The 24249-nt window shown below is 46.8% G+C and carries 21 protein-coding genes; 16 read left to right on the top strand and 5 right to left on the bottom strand.

Going from position 1 to position 24249, the window contains the following annotated elements:
- Window positions 1-82: 82 nt before the first annotated feature.
- The 5 genes from dapE (at window position 83) to GCU85_RS02560 (ending at window position 6768) form a co-directional block, all read left to right on the top strand.
- Window positions 83-1243 (top strand): succinyl-diaminopimelate desuccinylase, encoded by a 1161-nt coding sequence (gene dapE, locus GCU85_RS02580; RefSeq protein ID WP_218110485.1) that lies wholly within the window; start codon window positions 83-85, stop codon window positions 1241-1243.
- A complete protein-coding gene (ispD, locus tag GCU85_RS02575) occupies window positions 1230-1919 on the top strand; it encodes a 2-C-methyl-D-erythritol 4-phosphate cytidylyltransferase (RefSeq protein ID WP_152809049.1) in 690 nt (229 codons plus the stop codon). The genes dapE and ispD overlap by 14 nt, the downstream gene beginning before the upstream one ends.
- 3 nt (window positions 1920-1922) lie before the next feature.
- Window positions 1923-2396, top strand: a complete 474-nt coding sequence (gene ispF / locus GCU85_RS02570) for a 2-C-methyl-D-erythritol 2,4-cyclodiphosphate synthase (protein ID WP_152809047.1) — start codon at window positions 1923-1925, stop codon at window positions 2394-2396.
- A gap of 157 nt (window positions 2397-2553) precedes the next feature.
- Window positions 2554-6045, top strand: a complete 3492-nt coding sequence (locus GCU85_RS02565) for a pyruvate carboxylase (RefSeq protein ID WP_152809045.1) — start codon at window positions 2554-2556, stop codon at window positions 6043-6045.
- 153 nt (window positions 6046-6198) lie between these two features.
- Window positions 6199-6768 carry a CBS domain-containing protein gene (locus GCU85_RS02560; protein WP_152809043.1) on the top strand — a complete coding sequence of 190 codons (570 nt, stop codon included), beginning with the start codon at window positions 6199-6201 and terminating at the stop codon, window positions 6766-6768.
- Between the two features lie 39 nt (window positions 6769-6807).
- On the opposite strand, the gene GCU85_RS02555 is transcribed toward GCU85_RS02560, so the two are convergent.
- Both GCU85_RS02555 and GCU85_RS02550 read right to left on the bottom strand, forming a co-directional pair.
- Window positions 6808-8097: an allantoate amidohydrolase gene (locus GCU85_RS02555; protein WP_152809041.1), complete on the bottom strand. Its 1290-nt coding sequence runs from the start codon at window positions 8095-8097 to the stop codon at window positions 6808-6810.
- Window positions 8097-8786, bottom strand: coding sequence for a DUF1028 domain-containing protein (locus GCU85_RS02550; protein WP_152809039.1), 690 nt, complete (start codon window positions 8784-8786; stop codon window positions 8097-8099). Before GCU85_RS02550 ends, GCU85_RS02555 begins: the two co-directional genes overlap by 1 nt.
- A gap of 204 nt (window positions 8787-8990) precedes the next feature.
- On the opposite strand from GCU85_RS02550, the gene GCU85_RS02545 reads away from it, so the two are divergent.
- The 6 genes from GCU85_RS02545 (at window position 8991) to GCU85_RS02520 (ending at window position 16692) form a co-directional block, all read left to right on the top strand.
- Complete coding sequence (locus tag GCU85_RS02545) at window positions 8991-10514, top strand: ABC transporter substrate-binding protein (protein WP_407944964.1); 1524 nt, start codon at window positions 8991-8993, stop codon at window positions 10512-10514.
- Window positions 10515-10710: 196 nt separating this feature from the next.
- Window positions 10711-11685 carry an ABC transporter permease gene (locus GCU85_RS02540; RefSeq protein WP_152809035.1) on the top strand — a complete coding sequence of 325 codons (975 nt, stop codon included), beginning with the start codon at window positions 10711-10713 and terminating at the stop codon, window positions 11683-11685.
- A 13-nt stretch (window positions 11686-11698) separates the two neighbouring features.
- Window positions 11699-13783, top strand: a complete 2085-nt coding sequence (locus GCU85_RS02535) for a dipeptide/oligopeptide/nickel ABC transporter permease/ATP-binding protein (protein WP_152809033.1) — start codon at window positions 11699-11701, stop codon at window positions 13781-13783.
- Window positions 13780-14766 carry an ABC transporter ATP-binding protein gene (locus tag GCU85_RS02530; RefSeq protein ID WP_152809031.1) on the top strand — a complete coding sequence of 329 codons (987 nt, stop codon included), beginning with the start codon at window positions 13780-13782 and terminating at the stop codon, window positions 14764-14766. Before GCU85_RS02535 ends, GCU85_RS02530 begins: the two co-directional genes overlap by 4 nt.
- On the top strand, window positions 14733-15578 hold the full coding sequence (locus tag GCU85_RS02525) for a FadR/GntR family transcriptional regulator (protein ID WP_218110484.1): 846 nt from the start codon (window positions 14733-14735) through the stop codon (window positions 15576-15578). Before GCU85_RS02530 ends, GCU85_RS02525 begins: the two co-directional genes overlap by 34 nt.
- 37 nt (window positions 15579-15615) lie before the next feature.
- Window positions 15616-16692: an osmoprotectant NAGGN system M42 family peptidase gene (locus tag GCU85_RS02520; RefSeq protein WP_152809027.1), complete on the top strand. Its 1077-nt coding sequence runs from the start codon at window positions 15616-15618 to the stop codon at window positions 16690-16692.
- A 74-nt stretch (window positions 16693-16766) separates the two neighbouring features.
- Here GCU85_RS02520 and GCU85_RS02515 read toward each other — a convergent pair whose 3' ends face one another.
- Complete coding sequence (locus GCU85_RS02515; RefSeq protein ID WP_152809025.1) at window positions 16767-17273, bottom strand: LexA family protein; 507 nt, start codon at window positions 17271-17273, stop codon at window positions 16767-16769.
- 218 nt (window positions 17274-17491) lie between these two features.
- Between GCU85_RS02515 and GCU85_RS02510 the strand changes: the two genes are divergently transcribed.
- Window positions 17492-18055 (top strand): hypothetical protein, encoded by a 564-nt coding sequence (locus GCU85_RS02510; protein ID WP_152809023.1) that lies wholly within the window; start codon window positions 17492-17494, stop codon window positions 18053-18055.
- Between the two features lie 234 nt (window positions 18056-18289).
- The gene (locus GCU85_RS02505) at window positions 18290-18913 is read left to right on the top strand and encodes a LysE/ArgO family amino acid transporter (RefSeq protein ID WP_152809021.1); all 624 of its coding nucleotides are present in this window, start codon (window positions 18290-18292) and stop codon (window positions 18911-18913) included.
- Here the strand turns inward: GCU85_RS02505 and GCU85_RS02500 are convergent.
- On the bottom strand, window positions 18886-19344 hold the full coding sequence (locus GCU85_RS02500) for an HIT family protein (RefSeq protein WP_152809020.1): 459 nt from the start codon (window positions 19342-19344) through the stop codon (window positions 18886-18888). The genes GCU85_RS02505 and GCU85_RS02500 overlap by 28 nt on opposite strands.
- Before the next feature lie 21 nt (window positions 19345-19365).
- A complete protein-coding gene (gshA, locus tag GCU85_RS02495) occupies window positions 19366-20955 on the bottom strand; it encodes a glutamate--cysteine ligase (protein WP_152809018.1) in 1590 nt (529 codons plus the stop codon).
- A gap of 177 nt (window positions 20956-21132) precedes the next feature.
- Here gshA and gshB point away from each other — a divergent pair, with 177 nt between their 5' ends.
- The 3 genes from gshB to queA all read left to right on the top strand — a co-directional run bounded on the left by gshB (window position 21133) and on the right by queA (window position 24208).
- Window positions 21133-22077 (top strand): glutathione synthase, encoded by a 945-nt coding sequence (gene gshB / locus GCU85_RS02490; RefSeq protein ID WP_235896198.1) that lies wholly within the window; start codon window positions 21133-21135, stop codon window positions 22075-22077.
- Window positions 22077-22991 carry a hypothetical protein gene (locus tag GCU85_RS02485; RefSeq protein ID WP_152809016.1) on the top strand — a complete coding sequence of 305 codons (915 nt, stop codon included), beginning with the start codon at window positions 22077-22079 and terminating at the stop codon, window positions 22989-22991. The genes gshB and GCU85_RS02485 overlap by 1 nt, the downstream gene beginning before the upstream one ends.
- 140 nt (window positions 22992-23131) lie before the next feature.
- Window positions 23132-24208, top strand: a complete 1077-nt coding sequence (queA, locus tag GCU85_RS02480) for a tRNA preQ1(34) S-adenosylmethionine ribosyltransferase-isomerase QueA (protein ID WP_152809014.1) — start codon at window positions 23132-23134, stop codon at window positions 24206-24208.
- Window positions 24209-24249 lie beyond the last annotated feature (41 nt).

Here is a 24249-nt window from a genome sequence, read left to right as displayed (position 1 = left end):
AAAAATTTAAATTAATGCGCATTAAGACTAAGACATAATCTTAATTGTGGTTTTTTTTAGCTGTTTTCCATTGGGTTAGCCTGTGAATGAAAAAGAATTACTCCTGAACTTGTTAGACAAACCATCGGTTACGCCTGATGATGCGGGCTGCTTTGACGTAATAGAAAGCTATTTATCTGAATTTGGTTTTCAAACAGAAATCGTCACCTTTGGTGCGGTAAAGAATCTATGGGCCGTACATGGTAATGGTCAGCCATTAACGGTCTTTGCGGGGCATGTTGATGTAGTGCCACCAGGGGATTTGTCAAAATGGACAACGCCACCTTTTGCACCAACAGAACGCGGTGGCTATCTGTATGCTAGAGGTGCGGCAGACATGAAAGCCGGCGTTGCGACAATGTGTCTTGCTGCGACAAATTTTGTAACCCAATATCCTGATTACCAAGGCAGTATCGCTATCATGCTCACCGCCGACGAAGAAGGTCCCGCGCATGATGGTATTAAACAGCTCATGCCGTATTTAGTCGAGCGCGGCGTGAATATGGATTATGTGATTTTTGGTGAGCCTTCATCGGACAAGGTGCTTGGCGATACCATAAAAAATGGGCGGCGTGGTTCTATGCACGTTCATTTGACTATTTTGGGGCAGCAGGGGCATGTGGCTTACCCTGACTTGGCAGCAAATCCAATTCATGCCTTAGGCCCAGTGATTACGCGTTTAGCGGATGAAATTTGGTGTCAAGGCAATGAATATTTTCCTGCAACGAGTAAACAAATTTGGGAATTATCTGGCGGTGCCGGCGCGTCAAATATTATCCCAGGAGAGGCAACCATCCGATTTAACTTTCGCTTCTCTAACCAGTTAAGCGCAGAGACAATTATCGAACGCGTGCATACCTTGGTCGCAGAGACGCTGCAAACGCTCGCGACCAATACTGGCAAGCGCTACACCTACGATTTGTATCATGAATTGGCGGGGGAGCCGTTTTTAACCCGCGAAGGTGACTTGACGCAAGCGATGCAAGCGGCTTGTCAGTCAGTATTAGGCCAGTCGCCTAAGTTATCGACAGGCGGTGGGACGAGTGATGCACGTTTTGTCGCACCATTTGGGCCGCAGGTGGTGGAATTCGGGCCAGTCAATGCGACAATTCACCAAGTAGACGAGTGCGTCAAAATCGATGATTTACCGCGGCTGACCCAAGTTTACCAACGAGTATTGATGACGCTTTATGGCAAAAATTAATCTCATTATCCCAGCGGCAGGCACAGGTCAGCGCATGCAGTCTGAGCAACCAAAGCAATATTTGCAACTCAATGGTCTGAGTCTATTGGGGCATTCGGTATCGCGTTTTCAGGAATGGGCAAGTCAATATCAGCATACGCTAAATACGGTGGTGGTATTACCCAAAGGAGATACCTTGCCTAGCGAGGTGGTCGGGGTGGTAACCTGTACGGGTGGTGCTTCGCGTGCCGATTCGGTTTTTGCGGGGTTAAAGGCGCTTGCGTCACTTGATGCCCTCAGCGAAGATTGGGTGATGGTGCATGATGCCGCTAGGCCACTCGTGTTAGCGACAGATATTGAACGGTTGTATCAAACACTGGTGGCGGATGAGGTCGGCGGGATTTTGGCAGAGCCGATTACCGCAACCGTCAAGCAGGCAAAGGCAAATGTCATTGAAAAAACACTAAATCGAGAATCGCTTTTTTTGGCGCAAACGCCACAGATGTTTCGTTTTGGCTTGTTAATGCAAGCGTTAATCGATTGCGACCGCAGCCAAATTACCGATGAAGCCGCAGCGGTTGAAGGCTTAGGGCTTTGCCCAAAGGTTGTTTTAGGCAGTCGCCAAAATATAAAAATCACCGTACCAGAAGACTTGGTTTTTGCACAAAGTTGGTTAAAACACCCGAGTGAGGATTAAATAATGCGAATAGGACATGGATTTGATGTACACCGTTTTGGCGTAGGCGATAAACTGATTATTGGTGGGGTCTCGATTCCGTTTGAATCGGGATTTGTCGCGCATTCTGATGGCGATGTGTTGCTGCACGCAATCTGTGATGCGTTGTTGGGTGCGGCTGCGTTGGGTGATATTGGGTCTCATTTCCCTGATGATGATGCGCGTTATGCGGGGATTGATAGCCGTGAGTTATTACGCCAAGTCAATGACAAAATTAGCCAGCAGGGGTATCGCGTTGGTAATGTTGATGCCACCATTGTTGCACAGGCACCCAAAATGCAACCCTATATTTCGGCTATGCGGCACCATATTGCGATGGATTTAGGCTTGGTTGATAGCGTGGTGAATATCAAAGCAACAACGACAGAACAATTAGGCTTTGCAGGCCGCCGAGAAGGTATCGCCGCACACGCTGTTTGTTTATTGTTTGCACAATAACGTTTGGCGCGCAATAACGTTGGCGCATAAAATCGCGCAACCGACATTTTCTCGATACGCAAATCGTAGTGAAAACGACACGCTTTGCTTTGCTGTCTTGCCAGTCAATTATATTGTGCTAGCATTGACGTAAGCTAAGGAAAAATTGATAAGTTTAATGCCAGCTGCGCTAATTGCCAGCGCAGTGGTTTCGGAGAGTGTCTATATGATTAAAAAATTACTCGTGGCTAACCGCAGTGAAATTGCCACCCGTATCTTTCGCAGCGCAACCGAATTAGGGATTAAAACGGTCGCCATTTACACCTACGAAGATCGCTACGCATTGCATCGATTTAAAGCAGACGAAGCTTATCAAATTGGTCAGCCAGGCGAACCCATAAAAAACTATTTAGCGATTGATGCGATTATTGCAATCGCGAAAGAAAACGGCGTGGATGCCATCCATCCAGGCTATGGTTTTTTATCCGAGAACCCTGATTTTGCCAAAGCGTGTGCTGACAATGGATTGATTTTTGTTGGGCCTGAGGTTAGCGTATTGACAGCATTAGGGGATAAAGTCAGTGCGCGCCAACTCGCACAAGCGGCGGGGTTGCCGACGCTAGAAGGCAGTAAAGCAGCCGTGATTGATTTTGCTGATGCTAAGGCTATTGCGGCGGTACAAGGCTATCCGCTGCTCATCAAAGCCGCACACGGCGGTGGCGGACGCGGAATGCGGATTGTGCGTAGCGAAGACACGCTAGCGCAGCAGCTACAAGAGGCACAGTCAGAAGCCAAAAAAGCATTTGGCAACGCTGCGGTGTTTATCGAAAAATTTATCGAAAAAGCCCGCCATATTGAAATCCAGTTATTGGGCGATAAACACGGTAACTTGGTGCATTTATTCGAGCGCGATTGCTCGGTGCAGCGCCGCCACCAAAAAGTGATTGAAATTGCCCCTGCACCGAATTTGGATAGTGTGTTACGGCAACAAATCTGTGACGCAGCGATTCGTTTAGGTCATCAAGTTGGCTATACCCACGCTGGCACGGTTGAGTTTTTGGTCGATGATGTAGAGAATAAGTTTTATTTTATCGAGGTCAACCCCCGTATTCAAGTTGAGCATACAGTGACCGAAGAGGTGACGGGATTAGATATTGTCAAAGCCCAGATTCTTATCGCTAGCGGTGAAAAACTCTCACACAATGCGATTGGTATCGATAATCAGCAGCAAATTGCCACCCACGGTATGGCGATACAGTGCCGAGTGACGACCGAAGACCCTGAAAATCAGTTTATGCCAGATTATGGGCGCATCGAGCATTACCGCTCTGCATCGGGGTTTGGCATTCGTTTGGATGCAGGGACCGCATTTTCTGGTGCCGTAGTGTACCCATTTTATGATTCATTATTGGTAAAAGTTACCGCAAGAGGGCGACACTTTGAAGAAGCAATCCAGCGGATGGAGCGTGCGTTAAAAGAGTTCCGTGTGCGTGGTGTCAAAACCAACATCCCTTTTTTGCTCAAGGTGTTGGCACACGATACGTTTATTCAGGGGGAATGTAAAACACGGTTTATTGATCAAACGCCTGAACTGTTTGATTTTCCACCTAAGCGAAACCGTGCCACCAAGTTGTTAAATTATCTATCAGAAACTATCGTCAATGGCAATCCAACGGTAGTGGATAAGCCAAAATCCAAACGCCTACATGCGGTTGAGATGCCACAATTGCCTCAAGCCAGCCTTGCTGAGATACCAGATGGCCTGCGGCAACGCCTACTCGCGCAAGGGCCTCAAGCGTTTAGTCAGTGGGTGCTGTCGCAGCCACAGGTTTTTATTACCGATACAACCCTGCGCGATGCGCATCAATCGTTACTGGCAACCCGATTACGTAGCCATGATATGCTGGCTATCGCTGATACTTATGCGCGATTGACGCCTGAGTTTTTTTCGTTAGAAATGTGGGGTGGGGCGACCTTTGATACAGCGATGCGGTTTTTAAAAGAATGTCCTTGGCAACGCTTGACTGACATGCGTGCCAAAGTCCCCAATGTGCTATTTCAGATGTTATTGCGTTCTTCTAGTGCCGTGGGGTATGCCAACTATCCCGATAATTTAGTGGATGCCTTTATCCAAGAATCGGCAGACGCAGGCATTGATGTATTTCGTGTGTTTGATGCACTGAATTGGCTGCCTAATTTGCAGATGGCGATGGAAAGTGTGCAAAAAACTAACGCAATCTGCGAAGCCACAATCTGTTATAGCGGTGACATCATTGACCCCAAACGCACAAAATACACGCTGCAATATTACGTCGATTTAGCTAAGTCTTTGGAGTCAATGGGGGCGCATATACTCGCGATTAAAGACATGGCAGGGCTACTAAAGCCAGATGCGGCCACGCTGTTAATCAAAACACTTAAGCAAGAGATTGGGATTCCGATTCATTTGCACACCCATGATACCAATGGTATGCAAGGTGCGACGCTGTTAAGCGCGATAAATGCCGACGTTGATATTGTCGATGCGGCAATGGCGCCGATGTCGGGGAATACGTCGCAACCCAATTTAAATAGTTTGGTGGAGCTGTTGCGATTGCACCCCAGGGGGAGTGGGTTGCGTGGTGAGGCAGTCGATAAAATTGCCGATTATTGGCGTTGTGTCAGAGATTTTTATACGCCGTTTGATAGCCAAAGTTACCCCGCCACAACGGATTTGTACGAACACGAAATGCCAGGTGGTCAGTATACTAACCTTTATCAGCAAGCGATTTCCTTAGGCTTGGCGGATCGCTGGCAAGCGGTTTGCCAAATGTATGCACGGGTTAACCAACTGTTTGGCGATATTGTTAAAGTAACGCCTAGCTCAAAAGCCGTCGGCGATATGGCGTTATTTATGGTGGCAAATGAATTAACTGAGGCGGATATAATCGATGCATCCCAGCAATTGGCAATCCCAGCGTCGGTTAAGGATTTAATCAGTGGCAAAATGGGGCAGCCTTACCAAGGATTCCCCGAGGCGGTGCAGCGCGCGATACTAAAAAACGAAAAACCACTTGAAAAAAGGGCGGGTGCATTGCTAGCGCCTGCTGATTTTGCAAAATCAAAAGCATTGCTTAATGCATTAATTGGTGAAGCGCCCAGCACAAAAGCGATTTTGTCGCATTTGATGTATCCGCAGGTCAGCGAGGATTTTTATACCCACCAAAAGCATTACGGTGACACTAGCCTATTGCCGACGCCCGTGTTTTTTTATGGGCTGGCCATCGGTGAAGAGATTGCCGTTGATATTGAGCAAGGCAAGACCCTAATCATTAAGCTCATCGCGGTGGGCGAGGTGAACGACAAAGGGCAGCGCAAAGTTTTTTATGAGTTAAACGGTCAGGCGCGAGAAATTATCGTATCGGATGCGGCGATTGAAGCGGTTAGCACGGCTTTTGTAAAAGCCGATGTGCAAGACCCCAAACAAATCGCCTCGCAAATGCCAGGCATGGTCGTTAATGTCTGGGTCGAGGCAGGGCAAGCCGTGAGCGCAGGACAAAAATTACTGAGCTTAGAGGCGATGAAAATGGAGTCAACCATTTCTGCACCTGTTTCAGGCACCGTCAAAAGCGTATGGGTCAAAGCAGGGCAATCAATTACGGTGAATGAGTTACTGATTACGCTAGCGTAGCTGGGATAAAATAAGCTGGGTGTCTAGTAAGTTGGATAGTAGTTGGTTAGTGCTTGGTTAGTAGTCGGTTGTCGGTAGCAAATTAGCACAACGATAGCGACTAAGGTATAATAACACTTTAATCATTACGCGTTTTATGTAGAGGAGTAAAGCATGAGCCAGCCTATTAAGTTAAAATTTTATCCCGTTGATAATATATATCATCTAACAAAACCTGAGGAAAACTCTCAATCAAATTTGTCTTCTAGTGCGTTAGATATTTTTACCGATTTTACGCGGTATCGTCCCATCATGATCGAATCCAATGCGTCACTAGATGAAGCGCAGACTTTAATGGAAAAAAGCCATACGACGTTGCGTCTAGTCGTCAATGAGCAAGAAGAGCTAGTGGGTCTGATTAGTCGGGCTGACTTGTCAGGGACTTTGGTGATGCAGCAAGTTAATCGCGGGCTGAAGCGGGACGAAATTCGCGTGAGCGATTTAATGGAATCAAGAAAAAATTGCAAAGCAATCAGCTACGAAGAGCTAGCTCAAGCAAGCGTCTCTGATGTGATTGATGCCTTAAGTGCAGAAGGTAAGCACCACTGTCTAGTCATTGACAAGCCCAACGGGCTAATTCGTGGCGTGATTTCAGCGAGTGAAATTGCAAAGCTGGCTCATCTGTCGATTAGCATCAATAACCGCCCAACCTTTGCAGATATTTACCAAGTGCTGCAACGATAATACGACCAGCGTGGCTGGGCCTAACTGGGCGTGTTATGCTTATGCTGGTTGGTATTGCTGTAGAAAATAAAGCATAACGCGTCCAGCGACATCCAAATCTTCTTGGCTAACAGACTCATCAGGGTGATGGCTGATACCGCCTTTGCAGCGGACAAATAACATGGCAATGCGTGTCAGTTTGGCCATTGCTTGACCATCGTGCCCCGCGCCGCTAAATAAGTGAAGGGGGTTGTGCCCAGTGCGTTTAACTGCTGCGGCGAGGGCTTGGCTCAAAGACGCGTCGCAGGTGGTTGCCTCAGATTGATAGACTGTTTTTGCGGTAATTTTGACGTTGGCTTCGTCAGCAATCGCTTTGAATTGTGCTTGAAAATGGTCGCTGGCTTGTTGGCGAATTCGTGTTTCAGGGGAGCGAAATTCTAATGAGAACTGTACTCGGTTTGGAATAACATTCACACTGCCAGGCGCTGCGCTAATTTCACCAACGACGCCGACTAAGTCTGTGGTTTGTTTTAAGTAGGTATCGATCGCCACAATAGCTTTGCTGGCTGCGACCAGTGCGTCTTGGCGACTATCCATGGGCACCGTGCCAGCGTGCCCTGTTTCACCTATTATTTCAATGGCTTGCCTTTCTATTCCTGTGATGGCAGTGACGATGCCGACGGGTAGGTTGTGTTGCGCTAATAGGGGGCCTTGCTCGATATGCGCTTCTAGGTAGCCCAGTATGGATTGGGCGTCTAGCGCGCAAGCGGGAATATTATCTGGATTGAGCCCAAATGCTGTCATGGCCTCTGCCATGGTAATGCCATTTTCGTCAACCCTAGCAAGCGATGTCGAATCAAAGCCGCCTGCCAGTGCTTTGCTGCCGATCATTGAGTCTTGGAAACGGCTGCCTTCCTCATCGCCGAAGGCGGCAATCATGACGTGGTATGGTAGCGAGCGTCCGCTGTCATGTAGTGCCTGGATACAACTGATGCCTAGAATGACACCCATGATGCCGTCAAATTTACCGCCTTGTTTAACGCTGTCGATATGCGAACCGATAATCAGTGTTTTGCCTTGTGGGTTGTCACTGTAGTAGTAACCTCGTAGATTGCCAGCATCATCTAGTGTCGTTGACATGCCTGCCGTTTGCATCCATTCGGTGAGTAGTTTAAGCACCGCACGGTGCTCTGGCGTTAAAAATAACCGAGTAACACCGAAGTTTTTGGTGTCGGCATTTGTCGTGCACCGTGCGGCCGCGTTGATTCTCTCTAGCGTGAGTTGGCCAAAATCAAAATCAAAATCAAAATCAAAATCAAAATCAAAATCAAAATGGGTATCAATATTCATTAAGGGTTTCCTTTGAGTAAGCGTTTTAACGGGGCGTTAGTTTGTTTGGGTAGGCTGCGTAAAAATTGTTGATAGGTGCTGCTTTGTGTTTTTTGATAGAGCGTTTGCAGGTCGGTGATAGGGGTTTGGCTGTAATCAACGCGCAAATCAATTGGAAAATGATTGCCGTCATCCATTTTGATTGCTGTTGAAAATAAGCCGCGACTATCTCCACCGATTTCATCTGCGCTGGTTAGGCAGCTTATTAGGCGGTCAAATAATGGACGCGCTATGTTTTGTTGATAAGCGTTTAATATGGCCGGTAGCACCCCGTCATGACTGAGCCAATTGCCTGAGATTGCAACATGATCGTCAATTAAGATGCCTTTTTCAGGTAAATTATCGATGCCCGTATAGCCCCAGCTTTGGCCATGTCGATTCATCACGGTAATTTGTGCGCCTTGGTTGAGGCGGTTATCGGTGATGGTGCGCCCAATGGTCTGTTGAAAGTCTTGTAAATCAGCGTTTTTGGCCAACTGTTGTAGGCACTGCCAGACCAGTGTAGGGTTTGGTGTGCGACCTTGTGAGGCAACAGCGCCAACACCATGAATGCAATGTGGCACAAATTGTCCGACCAACAAGTTGCCCGTGGCGGCAGCGACCGCGATGGTATCGGTATTGGTGTCATAGGCGATAATCGAAAATGTCATCGTGATTTAATTTATCATTAATAATTAGTTTAAAAATACAATTTATCATGATAGTATGGGTAATACAAATTTCTTTTATGCTTTTTATTGATAGCAGAATTTGATAGATATAAACACTAACACAAACCACCAATTTAATACCGTAGGAGAATCATAATGTTGAGAAAAATAGTTCAAAAAACCTTAACCGCGGTTGTCGTGACGATGACGATAGGCGGGATGAGTTTGGTACAGGCACAGATACCCAAAGAGGTCCTTGTTGTCGGTCAGATCGCCGAACCGAAATCACTGGACCCTGCCACCGTAACCGCGGTGAATGACTTTAGAATACTCGTTAACGCCTATGATGGGTTGGTGCGCTATAAAGATGGCACGCTATCCGTTGAGCCAGCATTGGCCGAATCATGGACCATTAGCGATGATGGTAAAACGTATACCTTTACCTTGCGAGAAGGGGTGACGTTTCATGATGGCAGCGAATTTAATGCAGAGGCCGTTAAATTTAACTTTGACCGTATGCTAGATGAAAACCATCCGCAGCATGATACGGGTCCGTTTCCATTGTCTTTTTTCTTTGGCTCGGTTGACAACGTCACCGTGGTTGACCCCTTGACCGTTAAATTTGAATTATCGGAGCCATACGCCCCCTTTTTATCTAATTTGGCGTATCCAACAGGGTTGATTGTGTCTCCTGAGGCGGTTAAGAAACACGGCAAAGATTTCGGGCGCAATCCATCGGGGACTGGTGCTTACCAGTTTGCCGAGTGGGAGAGTAATTCTAAAGTCGTATTGACGCGCAATGAAAATTATTGGGGTGGTGCACCCGCGCTAGAAGCGGTGATTTTTCGCCCGATTACCGATGCCAATACGCGCGTAGCGGAGATGTTGTCTGGTGGTATTGATATTATGGTTGAGGTTCCGCCCGATAATCTGCAAAACTTTTCAGGCTCAGATAATTATGTGATTCATGAGCAAGCAGGCCCGCACTTGTGGTTTTTGATTCTCAATACCAAAGAAGGCCCGTTTAAGTCTAAAGCGATGCGCCAAGCAATTAACTATGCCATAAATAAACAAGCACTGGTTGACAATATTCTACAAGGCACAGCCGAAGTGGCGGCAGGCCCTATTGCCCCTGCGTTTGCTTGGGCGTTCAACGAATCTCTGTCACCTTATCCCTATGACCCTGAAAAAGCCAACGCATTGATTAAAGAAGCAGGTCATGAAGGTGCAGAGTTGACGTTTTATGTAACCGAAGGTGGTTCTGGTATGCTAGACCCTATTTCCATGGGGACAGCCATTCAGTCTGATTTAGCAAAAGTTGGATTAACGGTCAACATTGAAACCTACGAATGGAATACGTTTTTAGGTAAAGTCAATCCAGGTCTTGAAGGCAAGGCGGATATGGCGCAAATGGCGTGGATGACAAACGATCCTGATACACTACCGTATTTGACGTTACGAACAGAAGCGTGGCCTGGCGAAGGCGGTGGTTTTAATTCGGGTTATTACTCAAATGCCGAAGTAGACGAATTGCTCACGCAAGCACGCCAAGAAACCGACCAAGAAAAACGTGCAGCGCTCTATAAAACGATGCAAGAAGTCGTCTATGAGGATGCGCCATGGGCATTTGTTGCGAACTGGAAGCAAAACGCGGTAACGAGTTCAGCCGTTAAAAACTTCAAGCTACAACCATCGTTTTTCTTGTTGTTGCATGAGGTGAGTAAGTAACTGCGATTGATTGCGCGTACTCACATGCGTTGTGGGCACGCGCTTTTATTGGCAAATTAACAGGTGCCTGTTTTTTGTTCGGTTTTTCATTTAATGTCCTGTTGAGTACCTTATTGAGTACCCGAATTACTGCCCTAATTTACTGCCCAAATTTAGTTATCCACCCATTTTGTGAATATCCAGAGGAGTCATTGCTATGCTACAGCGCCTTTTTGGTCATGCCATATTCCGCTATACGTTAAAACGGCTGTTCGCCTTAATCCCTGTCTTGCTAGGGCTGTCTATTATCGTGTTTTTTATCATGTCGCGGATTGAGGGCGATGCGGCAACTGCGCAATTAGGTGCCTTTGCAACGGATGAAAATGTCGCCAAATTACGCGCAGACTACGGGTTAGATAAGCCGTTGCCAGTACAGTATGTTATCTGGCTGGGCAATGTGCTGCAAGGCGATTTGGGGCGCTCATATAGTCTCAATCGGCCTGTATTAGATGAGGTGCTAGAACGCTTTAATGCGACATTAATTTTGGCGGGTACATCGCTATTTATTTGCATTATTTTTGGTCTCGTGGGTGGTGTTTTCTCTGCAATTCGACAATATGGATGGACGGATAAGATACTGACTTTTTTTGTGCTAATTGGTATTTCGGTGCCTTCGTTTTGGTTGGGGCTGATTTTGATCTGGATTTTTTCGGTTAAGCTCGGGGTGTTGCCCGCGAGTAATATGTATTCGATTTATGGTGGCGGTGACTTGCCTGATTTGTTGCGGCACTTATTATTACCAAGTATTACCTTAGCCATTGTGGCAACGGGGGTTGTCGCGCGGTTGACACGCTCGAATATGCTAGAAGTCCTGCGCCAAGATTACATTCGAACGGCAAGGGCCAAAGGCGTCAAAGAATCTCGTGTCATCATAAGCCACGCTTTTCGAGCCGCATTCGTCAACATCGTCCCTGTTATTGGTATTCAGGCTGGGTTTGTTTTGGGTGGCGCGGTTTATATCGAGACCGTGTTTCAATGGCCTGGAATCGGCAGTATGCTGGTCAAAGCCATTTCAACGCGCGACATTATGCTAGTGCAGGGCGGCGTGTTGTTTGTGGCGGCTAGCTATGTTTTATTTAATTTGTTTGCTGATGTTTTGCAGCATATTTTAGACCCACGGTTAAGAACGTGATGGAGAAGCAATCATGACAACAGTGACGCAACAACCCAACCATCCACCCGCTAAAAAGTCCGCGTCTGGGCGACCGACTGCTTGGCGATTGCTGCGCAAAAACCACTTGGCAACAATGGGTTTAGTGGTGCTGGTGCTGGTTATTTTGGTGGCGCTATTAGCCCCGATTTTACCGTTACAAAATCCAAACGAAGGCGAGCTGGCTAATCGATTGTTGCCTGTTTTTTCGGATGGGCACTGGCTTGGTACGGATCATTTGGGGCGCGATGTATTATCACGGTTGATTTGGGGGACACGCGTTAGTCTGTTAGTGGGTATTTCGGCTACTTTAGTTGCAGCGCTGGTGGGTGGTTTGTTAGGTATTATATCGGGTTACTTTGGTGGGTATGTTGATAACCTGTTAATGCGAGGTATCGATATGTTGATGGCCTTTCCTTATATCTTATTGGCGTTAGCTATCGTGGCGGCTTTAGGTCCTGGGTTGATGAATGCCCTGTATGCGATTGCCGTAGTGAATATTCCGTTTTTTGCGCGCAATATTCGTGGGGTAACGCTGGGCATTGCGCATAAGGAATTTATTGAAGCGGCAAAGCTATCAGGCAAAGGACATATCAGTATTTTGGCGACCGAAATTTTACCAAATGTGCTGCCTATTATTGTTATTACGATGTCGACGACGATTGGCTGGATGATTTTAGAAACGGCGGGGCTGAGCTTTTTAGGCTTAGGTGCGCAGCCACCGCAGGCGGATTTAGGCTCAATGTTAGGCGAAGGCCGAAAACAGATGCTAAATGCCCCTCATGTCTCGATTATTCCAGGTATTATGATTTTTTTAATTGTTATGAGTATGAACTTGCTCGGTGATGGGATTCGCGATGTATTAGATCCGCGGTTGAAATCGGGTGCGCTGGCGCGTCCTGCAAGCCGAACAAAAGTCAATATTCCGTTACATGCTGATTTACAGGATGACGGTAGAAATCAAACCAATGCAGCGCAAGACGTTGCACCAAGTAATTTGGTCTCTGATTTAGCTTCTGATGCAGATGGGCAGACTGACAACGTACTAGATGTTGTCGGGTTGGATACGCGATTTTACGTTGGGAATAGTGTCTACCGTGCGGTTAATGATGTCAGTTTTAAAGTCGCTGCGGGGCGTTGCATCGGTATTGTGGGTGAATCGGGCTCTGGAAAATCGGTGACAGCGATGTCTTTATTGGGGCTGGTGCCTTCGCCGCCAGGTGAGGTTGTGGGTGGCAGGGTTTGGTTTGCGCCGTCTAATAAACAAAAATTAACGGCGGATAAAGCATCTATTAATGAGGTGTCTGACGGTGAGCCTGTTGATTTGATGCAAATATCGGATGAAGCGTTGCGGCAAATTCGCGGGGCAAAAATTGCGTGTATTTTTCAAGATCCCTTGGCAACCTTGCACCCGCAGCAGCGCATTGGTGAGCAGTTAATCGAAGCCATTCAAACGCATCAACGCCTATCTAGAAAAGCGGCGCACGACAAAGCTATTGCGTTATTAGAAAGTGTTCGTATACCTAATGCCAATGCAAGAATGCGAGCTTTCCCGCACGAGCTATCAGGCGGCATGCGACAGCGAGTTGGTATTGCTATGGCGCTGAGCAATGATCCTGATGTCATTATTGCTGATGAGCCAACGACCGCTTTAGATGTAACTGTCCAGGCGCAGGTGATTAAACTACTCAAAGCCTTGCAGGCGGAACGCAATGCCGCGTTGATTTTTATCACACATGATTTTGGCGTCGTGTCTGAAATTTGTGATGATGTTGCGGTGATGTATGCTGGGAAAATCGTTGAATATGGTGCGGTTGATGCAGTGTTAGATAGTCCAAAACACCCTTATACCCAGCGCTTAATTGAGTGTGTGCCTATTTTAGGGCAGTCATCACGAAAATTAAGACCCATTCCAGGTATGCCGCCCGTGGTAAATGACTTACCAAAGGGCTGTGCGTTTGCAGCGCGTTGTGACCGTGCTATGCCGCAGTGCCAAGAAGCCGCTATCGGGTTAGAAAGTATCGACAATCACCGATTAGTGCGTTGTATTTACCCAGTCGGAGAAGGAGGAAGCGAATGAACCCTATTTTAGTGGCAGAAAATGTCTCCAGAGAATTTGTGATTTCAACGTCTTTTTTGGGCAAGCCAAAACAAGTGGTGCATGCGGTTAAATCCATGTCGTTGTCGGTAGAAAAAGGGCAGACTTTGGGGGTGGTTGGTGAGTCAGGGTGTGGGAAATCAACACTGGCTCGTATGTTGGTCGGGCTGGATAAACCGACTGCGGGAAAAATTATGATTGGTGGCGAGGATATACTGGATTTACATGCAAGCGGCCAGCAAGCGTTAGCGCGTAAAATTCAGTATGTTTTTCAAGACCCCAATAGCTCGCTTAATCCACGAAAAACGATTGCGCAGTCATTAGAAGTGCCCCTGAAAAAATTGCGTGGATTGGATGCAAAGCAAATAAAATCCGAGTTGGCGATGCTAATGGAAACGGTTAATTTGCGTCCTGAATTCCTCAGTCGTTATCCGCATGAGTTTTCAGGGGGGCAAGCCCAGCGAATTGGCATTGCGCGCGCATTGGCTGCAAGGCCTGAGATTATTGTGCTTGATGAACCCGTATCGGCATTGGATGTCTCTATTCAAGCCCAAGTACTCAATTTGTTAGCTGATTTAAAACAGCAGTTTAATTTGACTTATGTGTTTATTAGCCATGATTTGGCGGTGGTTGAGGCGATTTGTGACAAACTGGTTGTCATGTATTTTGGTTCGATTGTTGAGGGTGGCGAAGCGCGACAAGTTTTTGCAAAACCAGCGCATCCCTATACTGAATTATTACTTTCTTCAGCGCCCGTGCCAGGTAAAAAAGGCATTACGGGTGAACAAACAGTGACCGAGCTGCCTGATCCGCTTTCTCCGCCGCCAGGTTGTGCTTTTGCGCCGCGATGTGCGTATAAACAAATGGATTGTGTTAAAAGCACCCCAAATCAGCTACAATGTGGGTCGGAAAAAGCCGCGCACGTCGTGTTATGCAATTACCCATTGAATCAATCGGTTGGTTAGGTTTTTTATTATTTATTCATGAGTTATTACGCATTAAGTCAATGACAAAATACACTGAGTCACCTAAGCCTGCGTTAGCTATGCGACGAACCACGGTGGTGGTTGATGCAATTAAGACTTGGATTGTTGAAAATTCCTTAGCCCCAAATGACCGTTTGCCAGGCGAAAAGGCGTTAATCGAGCATTATGGCGTCAGTAAAGGCACCATTCGAGAAGCCATGCGCGTTTTGGAAGCTCAGGGCATCATTCAAACGAAAACAGGACCAGGCGGCGGCTGTTTTGTCGCTGAACAAAATATGAATGTGCCTTTGGAAGCGTTAGGGCATTATTTTTATTTTCATCCATTGACGATGGCGGATGTGTATCAGTTGCGAAAATTACTCGAGCCAGAGTTGGCTGCCAGCGCAATCCCGTATCTTGATGCCGAGGATATTGAGCAGGCAAAATCCATTATGCGTGACTATAGTTTTCCTGCGCAAAATCGCAAAGAATGGTTTAAGCAGCTGGTGAGAAGTATTGATTTTTATGATGTTTATGTGGAAAAATGTCCGAATGTGCTATTGAGTTTTTACTGTCGTTATCTGCATACGATGCTCAAAGAGCTGACTACTGTACAGTTACAGCAAAGCGATTTTGATGACCATCTGCGGCGCAAAGGGTTTGATAATCAGTTGCTCCTGCTAGAGGCGATGCGGGCAAAAGACGTTGAGACCACGAGGCGCTTAATCTCAACGCATATGACTTTTTTGCACCAATACATGGAAAAACACGCCGCAACCCTTGATAATCAATTTTTACAAGTCGCTAAATAATATCGTGATTCATTAGCCAATTGGAGACTTCATCGGCATGACAATAGACAATCTTATTCGCAAGTACCTTACTGAATTACTGGCCATCCCTAGCCCAACAGGCTATACAGGCGAAGTGGTTGCTTATTTATGTAAACAACTAGCCACGCTATCGGTAGATTATCGGGTAACGAATCGTGGTGCGGTTATCGCTAGCGTAGGAGGCCCGCCAAAAACAGATGAGGTTAATGCCAGTGTTAGTCGTGCGATAATGCTGCATGTAGATACTTTGGGCGCGATGCTATCCGAGATAGAGGCCGATGGAACGCTGCGGCTGGCTATGCTGGGGAGTTGGTCGGCGCGATTTGCCGAAGGCGCGCGCGTTAGTTTGATTTCAGATCAGCGTGTTTTCCGTGGGACGATTTTGCCACAAAAGGCTTCTGGTCATGTGTATGCCCATGCTGTCGATAGTCAGCCAGTTGGCTGGGATAATTTACGGCTGCGATTGGACGAACGAATTTATTCAAAAACTGATGTGGTTGCCTTGGGTATTCGGTTAGGCGACGTGGTTGCCGTTGATAGCGTGCCTGAGTTCACAGACAACGGCTTTATCAATGCACGCCACCTCGATGACAAAGCGGCGGTTGCGGTTGTTTTGGCGATATTGGCTACCCAGGCACAACAACAAGCACAGCAGTCTAGCGCACAAGCGGCCATTCAGCCGTGCGACATTATCTTTACGGTATCTGAGGAAATCGGCACGGGCGCACAGCATGCCATTTCACCGACGATAAAAGAGTGTCTTGCAATTGATATCAGTACAGCCGATTGCAAGCAAAATACGTGCGATGGTGGTGTTACGCTGGTTTACAAAGACGCATCAGGGCCTTACGACAGACAGCTAACTCAGCAGTTAGAGGTGATTTGTCAGCGTCTGGGCATCGCTTATTCTCGTGATGTCTTTCGTTATTACCGCAGCGATGCCTCGGCCGCAATTGAGGCGGGTCATGATATACGGTGTGCGCTGGCGTGTTTTGAAGTCGATGGTTCGCATGGCTATGAACGAACGCATATGGATTCGCTGCTTGCACTAGCCAGTTTATTACAAGGATACTTGCGACAAAATAGCGCTTAATTGATGAGGCGCTTACGAGTTTGGGCGGTTGTGAGTTTGAATGGTTGTGAATTTACGCTTAGTCTAACCTGATTTTAGCCTAATTTACGAATACAGTTAATCACGACGCCCCAGATATGTAGGTCGCATTCTGGTGTGACGGGGATTGGGTTAAATTGTGGGTTTTCAGGCAATAAATAGGTCTTGCCATCAGCCTGGATTGATAAGCGTTTGACGGTTAGTTCGCCATTTAAAGCCGCGATAACGATTTTTCCGTGTTTGGGCGGGATACTGCTATCAACAATAAGCGTGTCATCGTTAAAAATACCGACATCAATCATTGAATCACCCGTCGCTCGGACGAGAAAGGTTTGTTTAGGTCTAGGAATGAGTAGTGAGTTTAGGTTGACAATCCCTTCAATGTAGTCGTCTGCGGGTGCTGGTATGCCCGCTTGAATCTTACAAGAATACAGCGGTATTTCGTACGACTCGCTTTCAATGACCGCCATGACATCTCTGACTTTCCCGACAGGGATACGCATCACTTTTGTTTCTTCGCCTTTGGGCCTGCCTGCCCCTGTTCTTGCTCCGCCTCTTGCCATTGCAAACCTCTTTTGAAAATTGTAACTTAATTCAAATAGTAACAGAAGTCGGCACAGACTGCAACAAAATCTCATTTTTTGAGTGAGTAAGGGAAAAAATGATGAAGGACGACGAATCCCTTAAGCAGATAATAAGACTTTGTTTGATAAATTTGGCTTTTTGGCTGCGCTAAAATCTGTTATATTATCCTATCATTTTCTTACTACAATTGACGATAATGTTTGATTTTTTTCTGCGGTTTGCCAAAGTATTCGCGGTCCTATTGGCGATTGCGATGATTTTGGCTAGTCTCTTAATCGTCGCGTCGCAGTGGCTAGGCGAGTCAGGATTACAGGGAAATAAAACGGGTAATTCTAGCGCACAAGTGACAGGAAACGCCTTGTTCGCATCGTCCGAAGCTCCCTTGACCGAAGCCCCCTCACTACCGGTGATTGAAAATCAACTGCTATCTGATTTTAATCAATTAGCAGAAAAAACGCAGCAACGGCAATTGGCGTCAATTTTTTTGGCGCGACAAGAGGTGATTGATACAACGCTAGGCTGGCAAAAAAATGAATTTCTAGCGTGCATAACAGCCAAATCAAAAACACTGGATAGTCGATTATTCACGCTAGGGGATGCCGCAAATGCCTGTATGCAATTATCAGCGAAAGACTGGATGGAAAGCACGTTGGGCGCTACCGAGTCAAAAAAACCAACTGCGCCACCAACCGCACCAGCGACACCAACCGCACCAGCGACACCAATTACACTCGAATCAGCTGAGGATATTGATAATTAGTCGATTTGCCGTTTTGTCTGCTAACGCCTTGTGTGCTAGACTGCCTTACGGATTCTTTGCTTACTAACTTTTTGCTACTGGCGCTTTGCTTGCGGCATCGCCTTTGAAATTATTTCCGAAATAGCGGCCGAAACCACCGTTAGAAAAGAAAAGCGGGGGGCGTTATTAATGACTTACTAGGCGAAATTTAACGTGCAAGATTTAACATGCGGGATTTAACAAGCAGGATTTACCATGCTACATTTGATACTAGACTCGGCTTTGCTACAGGGTTTTTTGCTAGGCGGTAGCCTGATTGTTGCAATTGGTGCACAAAATGCGTTTGTGCTGACGCAGTCACTGCGTGCGCAACACGAATGGAAGGTGGCAACTGTCTGTGCGCTGAGTGATATTCTGTTGATTGCCGTGGGTATTGCTGGCGTTAGTGTGCTGGTTTCTCAATACCCTATGCTGACGCAGTGGATTGCGGGTTTTGGTGTGGTTTTTTTGTTTGTTTATGGTGCGTTGTCTTTTCGTCGGATGTTTTTTCCGCAGCGCATGGGTACCACGACAGCCGCACCCATGAGCGCTAAAAAAACCATTGCTATTGCGTTAGGATTGACGTTTTTAAACCCCCACGTTTATTTAGATACCATGTTATTGATTGCCAGTATCGCCAATGCAAGGTTTCCTGACACGGTCTGGCTTTTTGCGCTGGGTGCAATGATGGCGTCGCTGGTATGGTTTTATGGATTAACCGCGTTTGCTAAATTATTGGTGCCGTTATTCCAGCGCCCCCTCACTTGGCGTATTTTGGATGGCATGATTGGTTGTGTGATGTGGCTTATTGCTTATTCGTTGTTAGCGCTGTTGCGATAATTTTCTATAATGGTTGCCTGCAACGTATTGATGAGCTGGTTTCTTTGTGTTGCTGAATAAGCCTGAAAAGCCGATTTTCCCCAGACAGGCTCAGGCCAAGCAAAATCGCCCTTATGCCGACCGATAACATGGATATGTAGCTGTGGAACGACATTGCCTAGCGATGCAATATTGAGTTTTTCAATTTGCGGTAGTGCGTTGGTATAGTGCCCAACCGTTTCAATCAATTGGTAAATCGTTGATTTTAGTGCTGGTGAGCAGTCGATTAGCTCACGTGCGTGTGTCTTGGGAACGATGATTAACCAAGGTACTAAGGCGTTTTTATGTAGCCGCAGCCAATAAGCCGCATTTTCCACGACAGCAACGGTGTCTTTTGCTAATTGTGGGTGCAGAGCAGGAGGGAGTGAGGTTTGTCGAGTTTGAGCCGTCATTTTGTGGGGTAGTTAGGTCGATTAATTCGTGGCTAAGGCAATAATTTGGTCGTAATAGTCAGCCAAATAACGCGCAAAGGGTTTGGCGGCGGAGGCTGCAAATAGCGCCTCCGCGCTGTCGTATGATTGTCGGGCATCGGTGTCGCGTTGGCGGATTTGCGCAGGCGTTAATTCAATTTGATGCATTGCTTGATACTGCGTCTGGCTTAGCGAGGTAATAAAATGGTGATAGCTAGTTGGTGCGTGGCTTTTGTCCCCTTGAAGCGTTGCTAAAATATGCGCTGCAGGCGTGCGTTCGGCGTTATCGAATTTGGCTTTTTGCTCGTTTATTGCATCAATAAATGTGTTGCCTTTGTTGGCTTCATCCAAGGCAATCGCAATAGGCAGCATTGCGTCAAGTAGGCGATTACCCCATTCTGGCACCGTTGTTTGTTGGTCTTTATCGGTTAATGTTAAACTCGGATCGCGGCCACAACAAGCGACCTTGGATAGGTTGGTTTTGGCGTGGTGTTCTTGCTCGACAGTCAGTGCAGGCGCGGGGTTGAACAGGCAGTAGACCATAAAAACGGTGAGGAAATCTAACTGCGCTTGGCTGATGCCATTGGCTGCAAAGCAATTAATGTCTAGCGTGCGTAATTCGACATAGGCAATGCCCCTGCTTTGTAGCGCGTGTAGCGGCGCTTCACCCGGTTCGGTGATTTGTTTGGGGCGCGCTGCGGTGTAATATTCGTTTTCAATCTGTAGTAAGTGGGTATTCATTTGTTGCTGTTTGCCATCGGCACCAAATAGCCCGAGTGCGGCAAATGTTGGCGATGGGGTTAATACCGATCGACGCAAATCATGCAGATAGTCGTCAAGGCGGTTGGCGCGTACGATGGTATCGGTTTTGCTTTGGTAGCCAATATCAGACAGGCGCAATGAGGTGGCATAAGGTAGGCACAGCGTGTCGCCATCGAGTGATTCTAAACAGTGCGATTTACCGCGTAAAAACGAGGCGTCAAGCGCAGGCGAATGACCAAATAAATACGCCGTTATCCAGCCAAATTGGCGAATGTTTCGAATGACATTGAGATAAGCATTGTCAACAAATTGGCGGTCAGCGACAGTGCCTTGAGATTGTGCATAGGTATCTAGTAACGCATCAGAAAAAGAATAGTTATAATGGATTCCTGCGATAAGTTGCATGGCTTTGCCGTAACGTATCGCAAGGCCTTGGCGGTACAGACGCCGCATTTTGCCTGAGTTTGATTCGCCGTAATAACCAATAGCAACAGATTCGGGGTCATCTAAATACGCAGGCATTGAGCCGTTTAATAGGTAATCAGCTTGGCTATGTGCCAAAATATGGTGCAGGTTGTTTAGTTCGGTTAATGCGGCGGTGCTCGTTTTCATGGCGGGCGTGACAAGCTCTAACAAGCTCTCAGCAAAGTCGGTGGTGAGTCGCTCGTGCGTTAACGAGTGCCCGAGAATCGTAGGATGAGGGGCGGTGGAGAGCTGGTGTTGTTGTGTATAACGCAGTCCTTCTTTTTCGATGCCGCAGCGGCCTGAGCTGAGTTGGTCGAGTTTTTGATGTGCTGTAAAAAAATCAAGGGTTTTCAGGATGCTCATCATAAGGTTTTTTTGGGTTCGGGTTCTTTGGTTCGGTTTTTTTTTGGGTTTGTCCGAATTTGTTGACGTTTGTTTATATCCACTATACCGTAATTTGTTAGATTTTGTTATAGTGAAGGTGAAATTATTGTTTGGTTTTGTGGGTTGGTTTTAGACTGAATTATTTAAGGGGATAGTCAATTGAAGATTGGAATTTTGATGGATGCAGTTGAGGAAATTAAGCCTTACAAGGACTCGACTTTTGCCATGATGCTCGCTGCTCAAGCGCGAGGACATGCGCTGTATTATTTTCAGCAACAGGATTTATGGGCAGAAGATGGTATCGCAATGACTGCTTGTCAAGCAATCACGGTTAGCGACACAGCAGGGCATTACTTTGCTTTGGATGACGCGATAAGTTGTCCGTTGCATGCGTTTGATGCGATTTTAATGCGTAAAGATCCGCCCTTTGATATGGAGTATATTTACAGTACGTATTTTCTCGATATGGCTGTCGCACAAGGTACGTTGGTGGTGAATCCACCCAATGCGTTGCGCCAAGTCAATGAGAAGTTTTTTATTACCGACTTTCCCGAGTTAGCCCCGCCGACGTTGATTAGTCAGGATATTGGCCGTATTAAAGCCTTTATTTCAGCGCATAAGCAGGCCGTGTTAAAGCCTTTGGATGGCATGGGTGGCAAGGGGATTTTTAAAATGACACAAGGTGAGCCTAACACCAACGCCATACTAGAAGCATTAGGCAATGGTCAGCAAACACTGATGATTCAAGCCTTTTTGCCCGAAGTTTGCGCAGGTGACAAGCGTATTTTACTCGTAGATGGCGAGCCAGCAGCCCATGGATTAGCGAGAATTCCCAGCGACGCTGATTTTCGTGCTAATTTGGCTGTCGGCGGACGTGGCGAGGTTCAGCCGCTCAGTGCTCGCGAACGTGCGATTTGCGAAGCGATTAAGCCGCGCTTGCAGGCGTTAGGGTTATTGTTTGTCGGTTTGGATGTAATCGGGGGTTATGTGACTGAAATTAACGTGACCAGCCCAACGTGCATTCGCGAAATAGAGGCCGCAACAGGCGAGCAAATTGCCGACCGCTTGATTGCTAAAATCGAATCGATGGTGTTGGCAGGGTGATGGTTGGCTTTTTTGCGGCGTTGCTGTCTGTTACGCAGCTAATGGGCAGGTTGCGATTACGGCAATTACGGCTAGCACGCCTGTTGTCATTGCCGCGATTATCTCGATTGCCACCGTTATTAATATGGTCACTGCTTTGGTTGAGTGTGCCAAATAATGCGCTGGCGAATACTTTGCCCGACCGTGTGCAGGTCAAAATTAACGATATTGAGAATGCATTGAGTTTTCGTGAGGAGTCTGATCTCGCAAGAATCATACAAAAAATAATTGGGTTTCATGGGTTGCATGCGCGCTATGAGCGCGAAGTGGTCTTTCCCTTACGCGTGTTATCTGTTGCCGATTATGAAATCTTTGCCGATAAACACCCTTTTCGTTTGGATAAAAATACACTAGGTTACTATATCCCAATGAATAATGAGTTGATTGTCAAAAAAACGCCTAACTACGCACAAACCATTATCCACGAAGCGCAACACTTAATTTACGAACACTATACCAATAATGCGCCATTATCATTGAACGAAGGGCTGTCTGAGTTTTTTGAATTGGCGGAGGTCAGCAATGCAAGTGTGGTTGTCTATGTGTCAGATAGTAAACTGGCTATTTTGCGAGAATGGGCTAGGCGTGACAAATCGATGGTTGATATGGCGACTTATTTGCGCATCCCTGATCAGCAATGGGCTTTGCTAGATCAGCAGTCGGGTTATCAATTGCGCTATATTAGCTGGGGGATTGTGCACACCATGATGGGCAGTGAGGGTGGTCGTCAGGCGTTGGCAAAAACCTTGCATTCGGTGACAAATACAGGCATGGATATTGTTGATGCCCTCGATTTGCATTATGGCTTGGCACGGCTGCAGATTGATTTTGAACGGCTGCTGGCGTCGGGTTGGCCGTCACGGATTTTATTATGAGATGATGGGCGCTTTTTATGGGAGCTTTGTGCTGGCGGTGTGTTATTTCAGGGCGATGTCAATTTCAGTTGCGACGCCAATTTCAGTTGCGACGCTAGGCGGCTTTCGGTAGACTAGCATTTTTTCTTGGCTTGACGTACATGCATTCACTGAATAAAACCTATACGGCTTTACCTTATACTTTATCTGATTTTGATTTTGAGTTGCCCGCGGATTTGATTGCACAATTCCCTGCAAAAGAACGTAGCGCCAGTCGATTACTACAAGTCAACGGCGAAAATGATTTTTGTGATGGGGTTTTTGCCGATATTGTGCGTGAGTTTAATGCAGGCGATGTGTTGGTGTTAAACAATACCAAAGTAGTACCGGCGCGTTTACAGGGGAAAAAAATCTCAGGTGGGCAATTAGAGATTTTTGTCGAACGTATCCAGGACAACAACACTGCGCTTTGCATGATTCGTGCCAATCGTGCGCCAAAGCCAGGGGTGGAAATCGATATTGCGGGTCATCGCGCGATGGTTTCTGGTCGGCAAGGGGTGTTTTTTATCATTGAACTGATTAATGATGACAGCGATTGGGAGACCTTGATGCAGGCAAGCGGTGATATTCCGTTGCCACCTTATATTCAACGTGCGCCCATCGCAGAGGATAGTCAACGCTATCAAACAGTTTATGCCGAAAAAGCGGGTGCGGTTGCTGCGCCTACCGCTGGATTGCATTTCGATAATGCATTGTTAGCCAAGCTGGCGGATAAAGGCGTGGAAATTACTTACATAACGCTGCACGTTGGTGCGGGCACGTTTCAGCCGGTAAAAAATGAATGGCTTGATACCCACCAAATGCACTTTGAGTTATTTGAGATACCCGATGAGACGCGGCGAATAGTCAATGCGGCGAAAACAGATGGGCGCCGAGTTACCGCCGTCGGTACGACAAGCTTGCGTGCGCTTGAGTCCGCGGCGCAAGACCAGCGAATTGTGATGGCAGGCGGCGATACGGACTTATTTATTCGTCCAGGTTATCCGTTTGAAATTGTCGATCGTTTGATTACAAATTTTCACTTGCCGAAATCAAGCTTAATGATGTTAGTCAGCGCGTTAGCTGGTTATGAAACCATACGTAGTGCATACCAACACGCCATTAATCAGCGTTATCGATTTTTTAGTTACGGCGATGCAATGTTACTGAAAACTATCCACTTTAGAAACCCGTTATAATGGGGTTGGAACTAAACATTATCATAACAAGAGGAAGACAA

The sequence above is a fragment of the Ostreibacterium oceani genome, assembly GCF_009362845.1.
In the GTDB taxonomy this organism is placed as follows: Bacteria; Pseudomonadota; Gammaproteobacteria; order Cardiobacteriales; family Ostreibacteriaceae; genus Ostreibacterium; species Ostreibacterium oceani.
The sequence above is the reverse complement of the archived record's forward strand: the minus strand, read 5'-3'. Positions and strand labels throughout refer to the sequence as shown.

Coding starts and splice junctions, on each gene's coding strand:
- ispD (WP_152809049.1), top strand. CDS start 1,230: ATGGCAAAAATTAATCTCATTATCCCAGCGGCAGGCACAGGTCAGCGC.
- ispF (WP_152809047.1), top strand. CDS start 1,923: ATGCGAATAGGACATGGATTTGATGTACACCGTTTTGGCGTAGGCGAT.
- GCU85_RS02565 (WP_152809045.1), top strand. CDS start 2,554: ATGCCAGCTGCGCTAATTGCCAGCGCAGTGGTTTCGGAGAGTGTCTAT.
- GCU85_RS02560 (WP_152809043.1), top strand. CDS start 6,199: ATGAGCCAGCCTATTAAGTTAAAATTTTATCCCGTTGATAATATATAT.
- GCU85_RS02555 (WP_152809041.1), bottom strand. CDS start 8,097: ATGAATATTGATACCCATTTTGATTTTGATTTTGATTTTGATTTTGAT.
- GCU85_RS02550 (WP_152809039.1), bottom strand. CDS start 8,786: ATGACATTTTCGATTATCGCCTATGACACCAATACCGATACCATCGCG.
- GCU85_RS02545 (WP_407944964.1), top strand. CDS start 8,991: ATGACGATAGGCGGGATGAGTTTGGTACAGGCACAGATACCCAAAGAG.
- GCU85_RS02540 (WP_152809035.1), top strand. CDS start 10,711: ATGCTACAGCGCCTTTTTGGTCATGCCATATTCCGCTATACGTTAAAA.
- GCU85_RS02535 (WP_152809033.1), top strand. CDS start 11,699: ATGACAACAGTGACGCAACAACCCAACCATCCACCCGCTAAAAAGTCC.
- GCU85_RS02530 (WP_152809031.1), top strand. CDS start 13,780: ATGAACCCTATTTTAGTGGCAGAAAATGTCTCCAGAGAATTTGTGATT.
- GCU85_RS02525 (WP_218110484.1), top strand. CDS start 14,733: ATGCAATTACCCATTGAATCAATCGGTTGGTTAGGTTTTTTATTATTT.
- GCU85_RS02520 (WP_152809027.1), top strand. CDS start 15,616: ATGACAATAGACAATCTTATTCGCAAGTACCTTACTGAATTACTGGCC.
- GCU85_RS02515 (WP_152809025.1), bottom strand. CDS start 17,273: ATGGCAAGAGGCGGAGCAAGAACAGGGGCAGGCAGGCCCAAAGGCGAA.
- GCU85_RS02510 (WP_152809023.1), top strand. CDS start 17,492: ATGTTTGATTTTTTTCTGCGGTTTGCCAAAGTATTCGCGGTCCTATTG.
- GCU85_RS02505 (WP_152809021.1), top strand. CDS start 18,290: ATGCTACATTTGATACTAGACTCGGCTTTGCTACAGGGTTTTTTGCTA.
- GCU85_RS02500 (WP_152809020.1), bottom strand. CDS start 19,344: ATGACGGCTCAAACTCGACAAACCTCACTCCCTCCTGCTCTGCACCCA.
- gshA (WP_152809018.1), bottom strand. CDS start 20,955: ATGATGAGCATCCTGAAAACCCTTGATTTTTTTACAGCACATCAAAAA.
- GCU85_RS02485 (WP_152809016.1), top strand. CDS start 22,077: ATGGTTGGCTTTTTTGCGGCGTTGCTGTCTGTTACGCAGCTAATGGGC.
- queA (WP_152809014.1), top strand. CDS start 23,132: ATGCATTCACTGAATAAAACCTATACGGCTTTACCTTATACTTTATCT.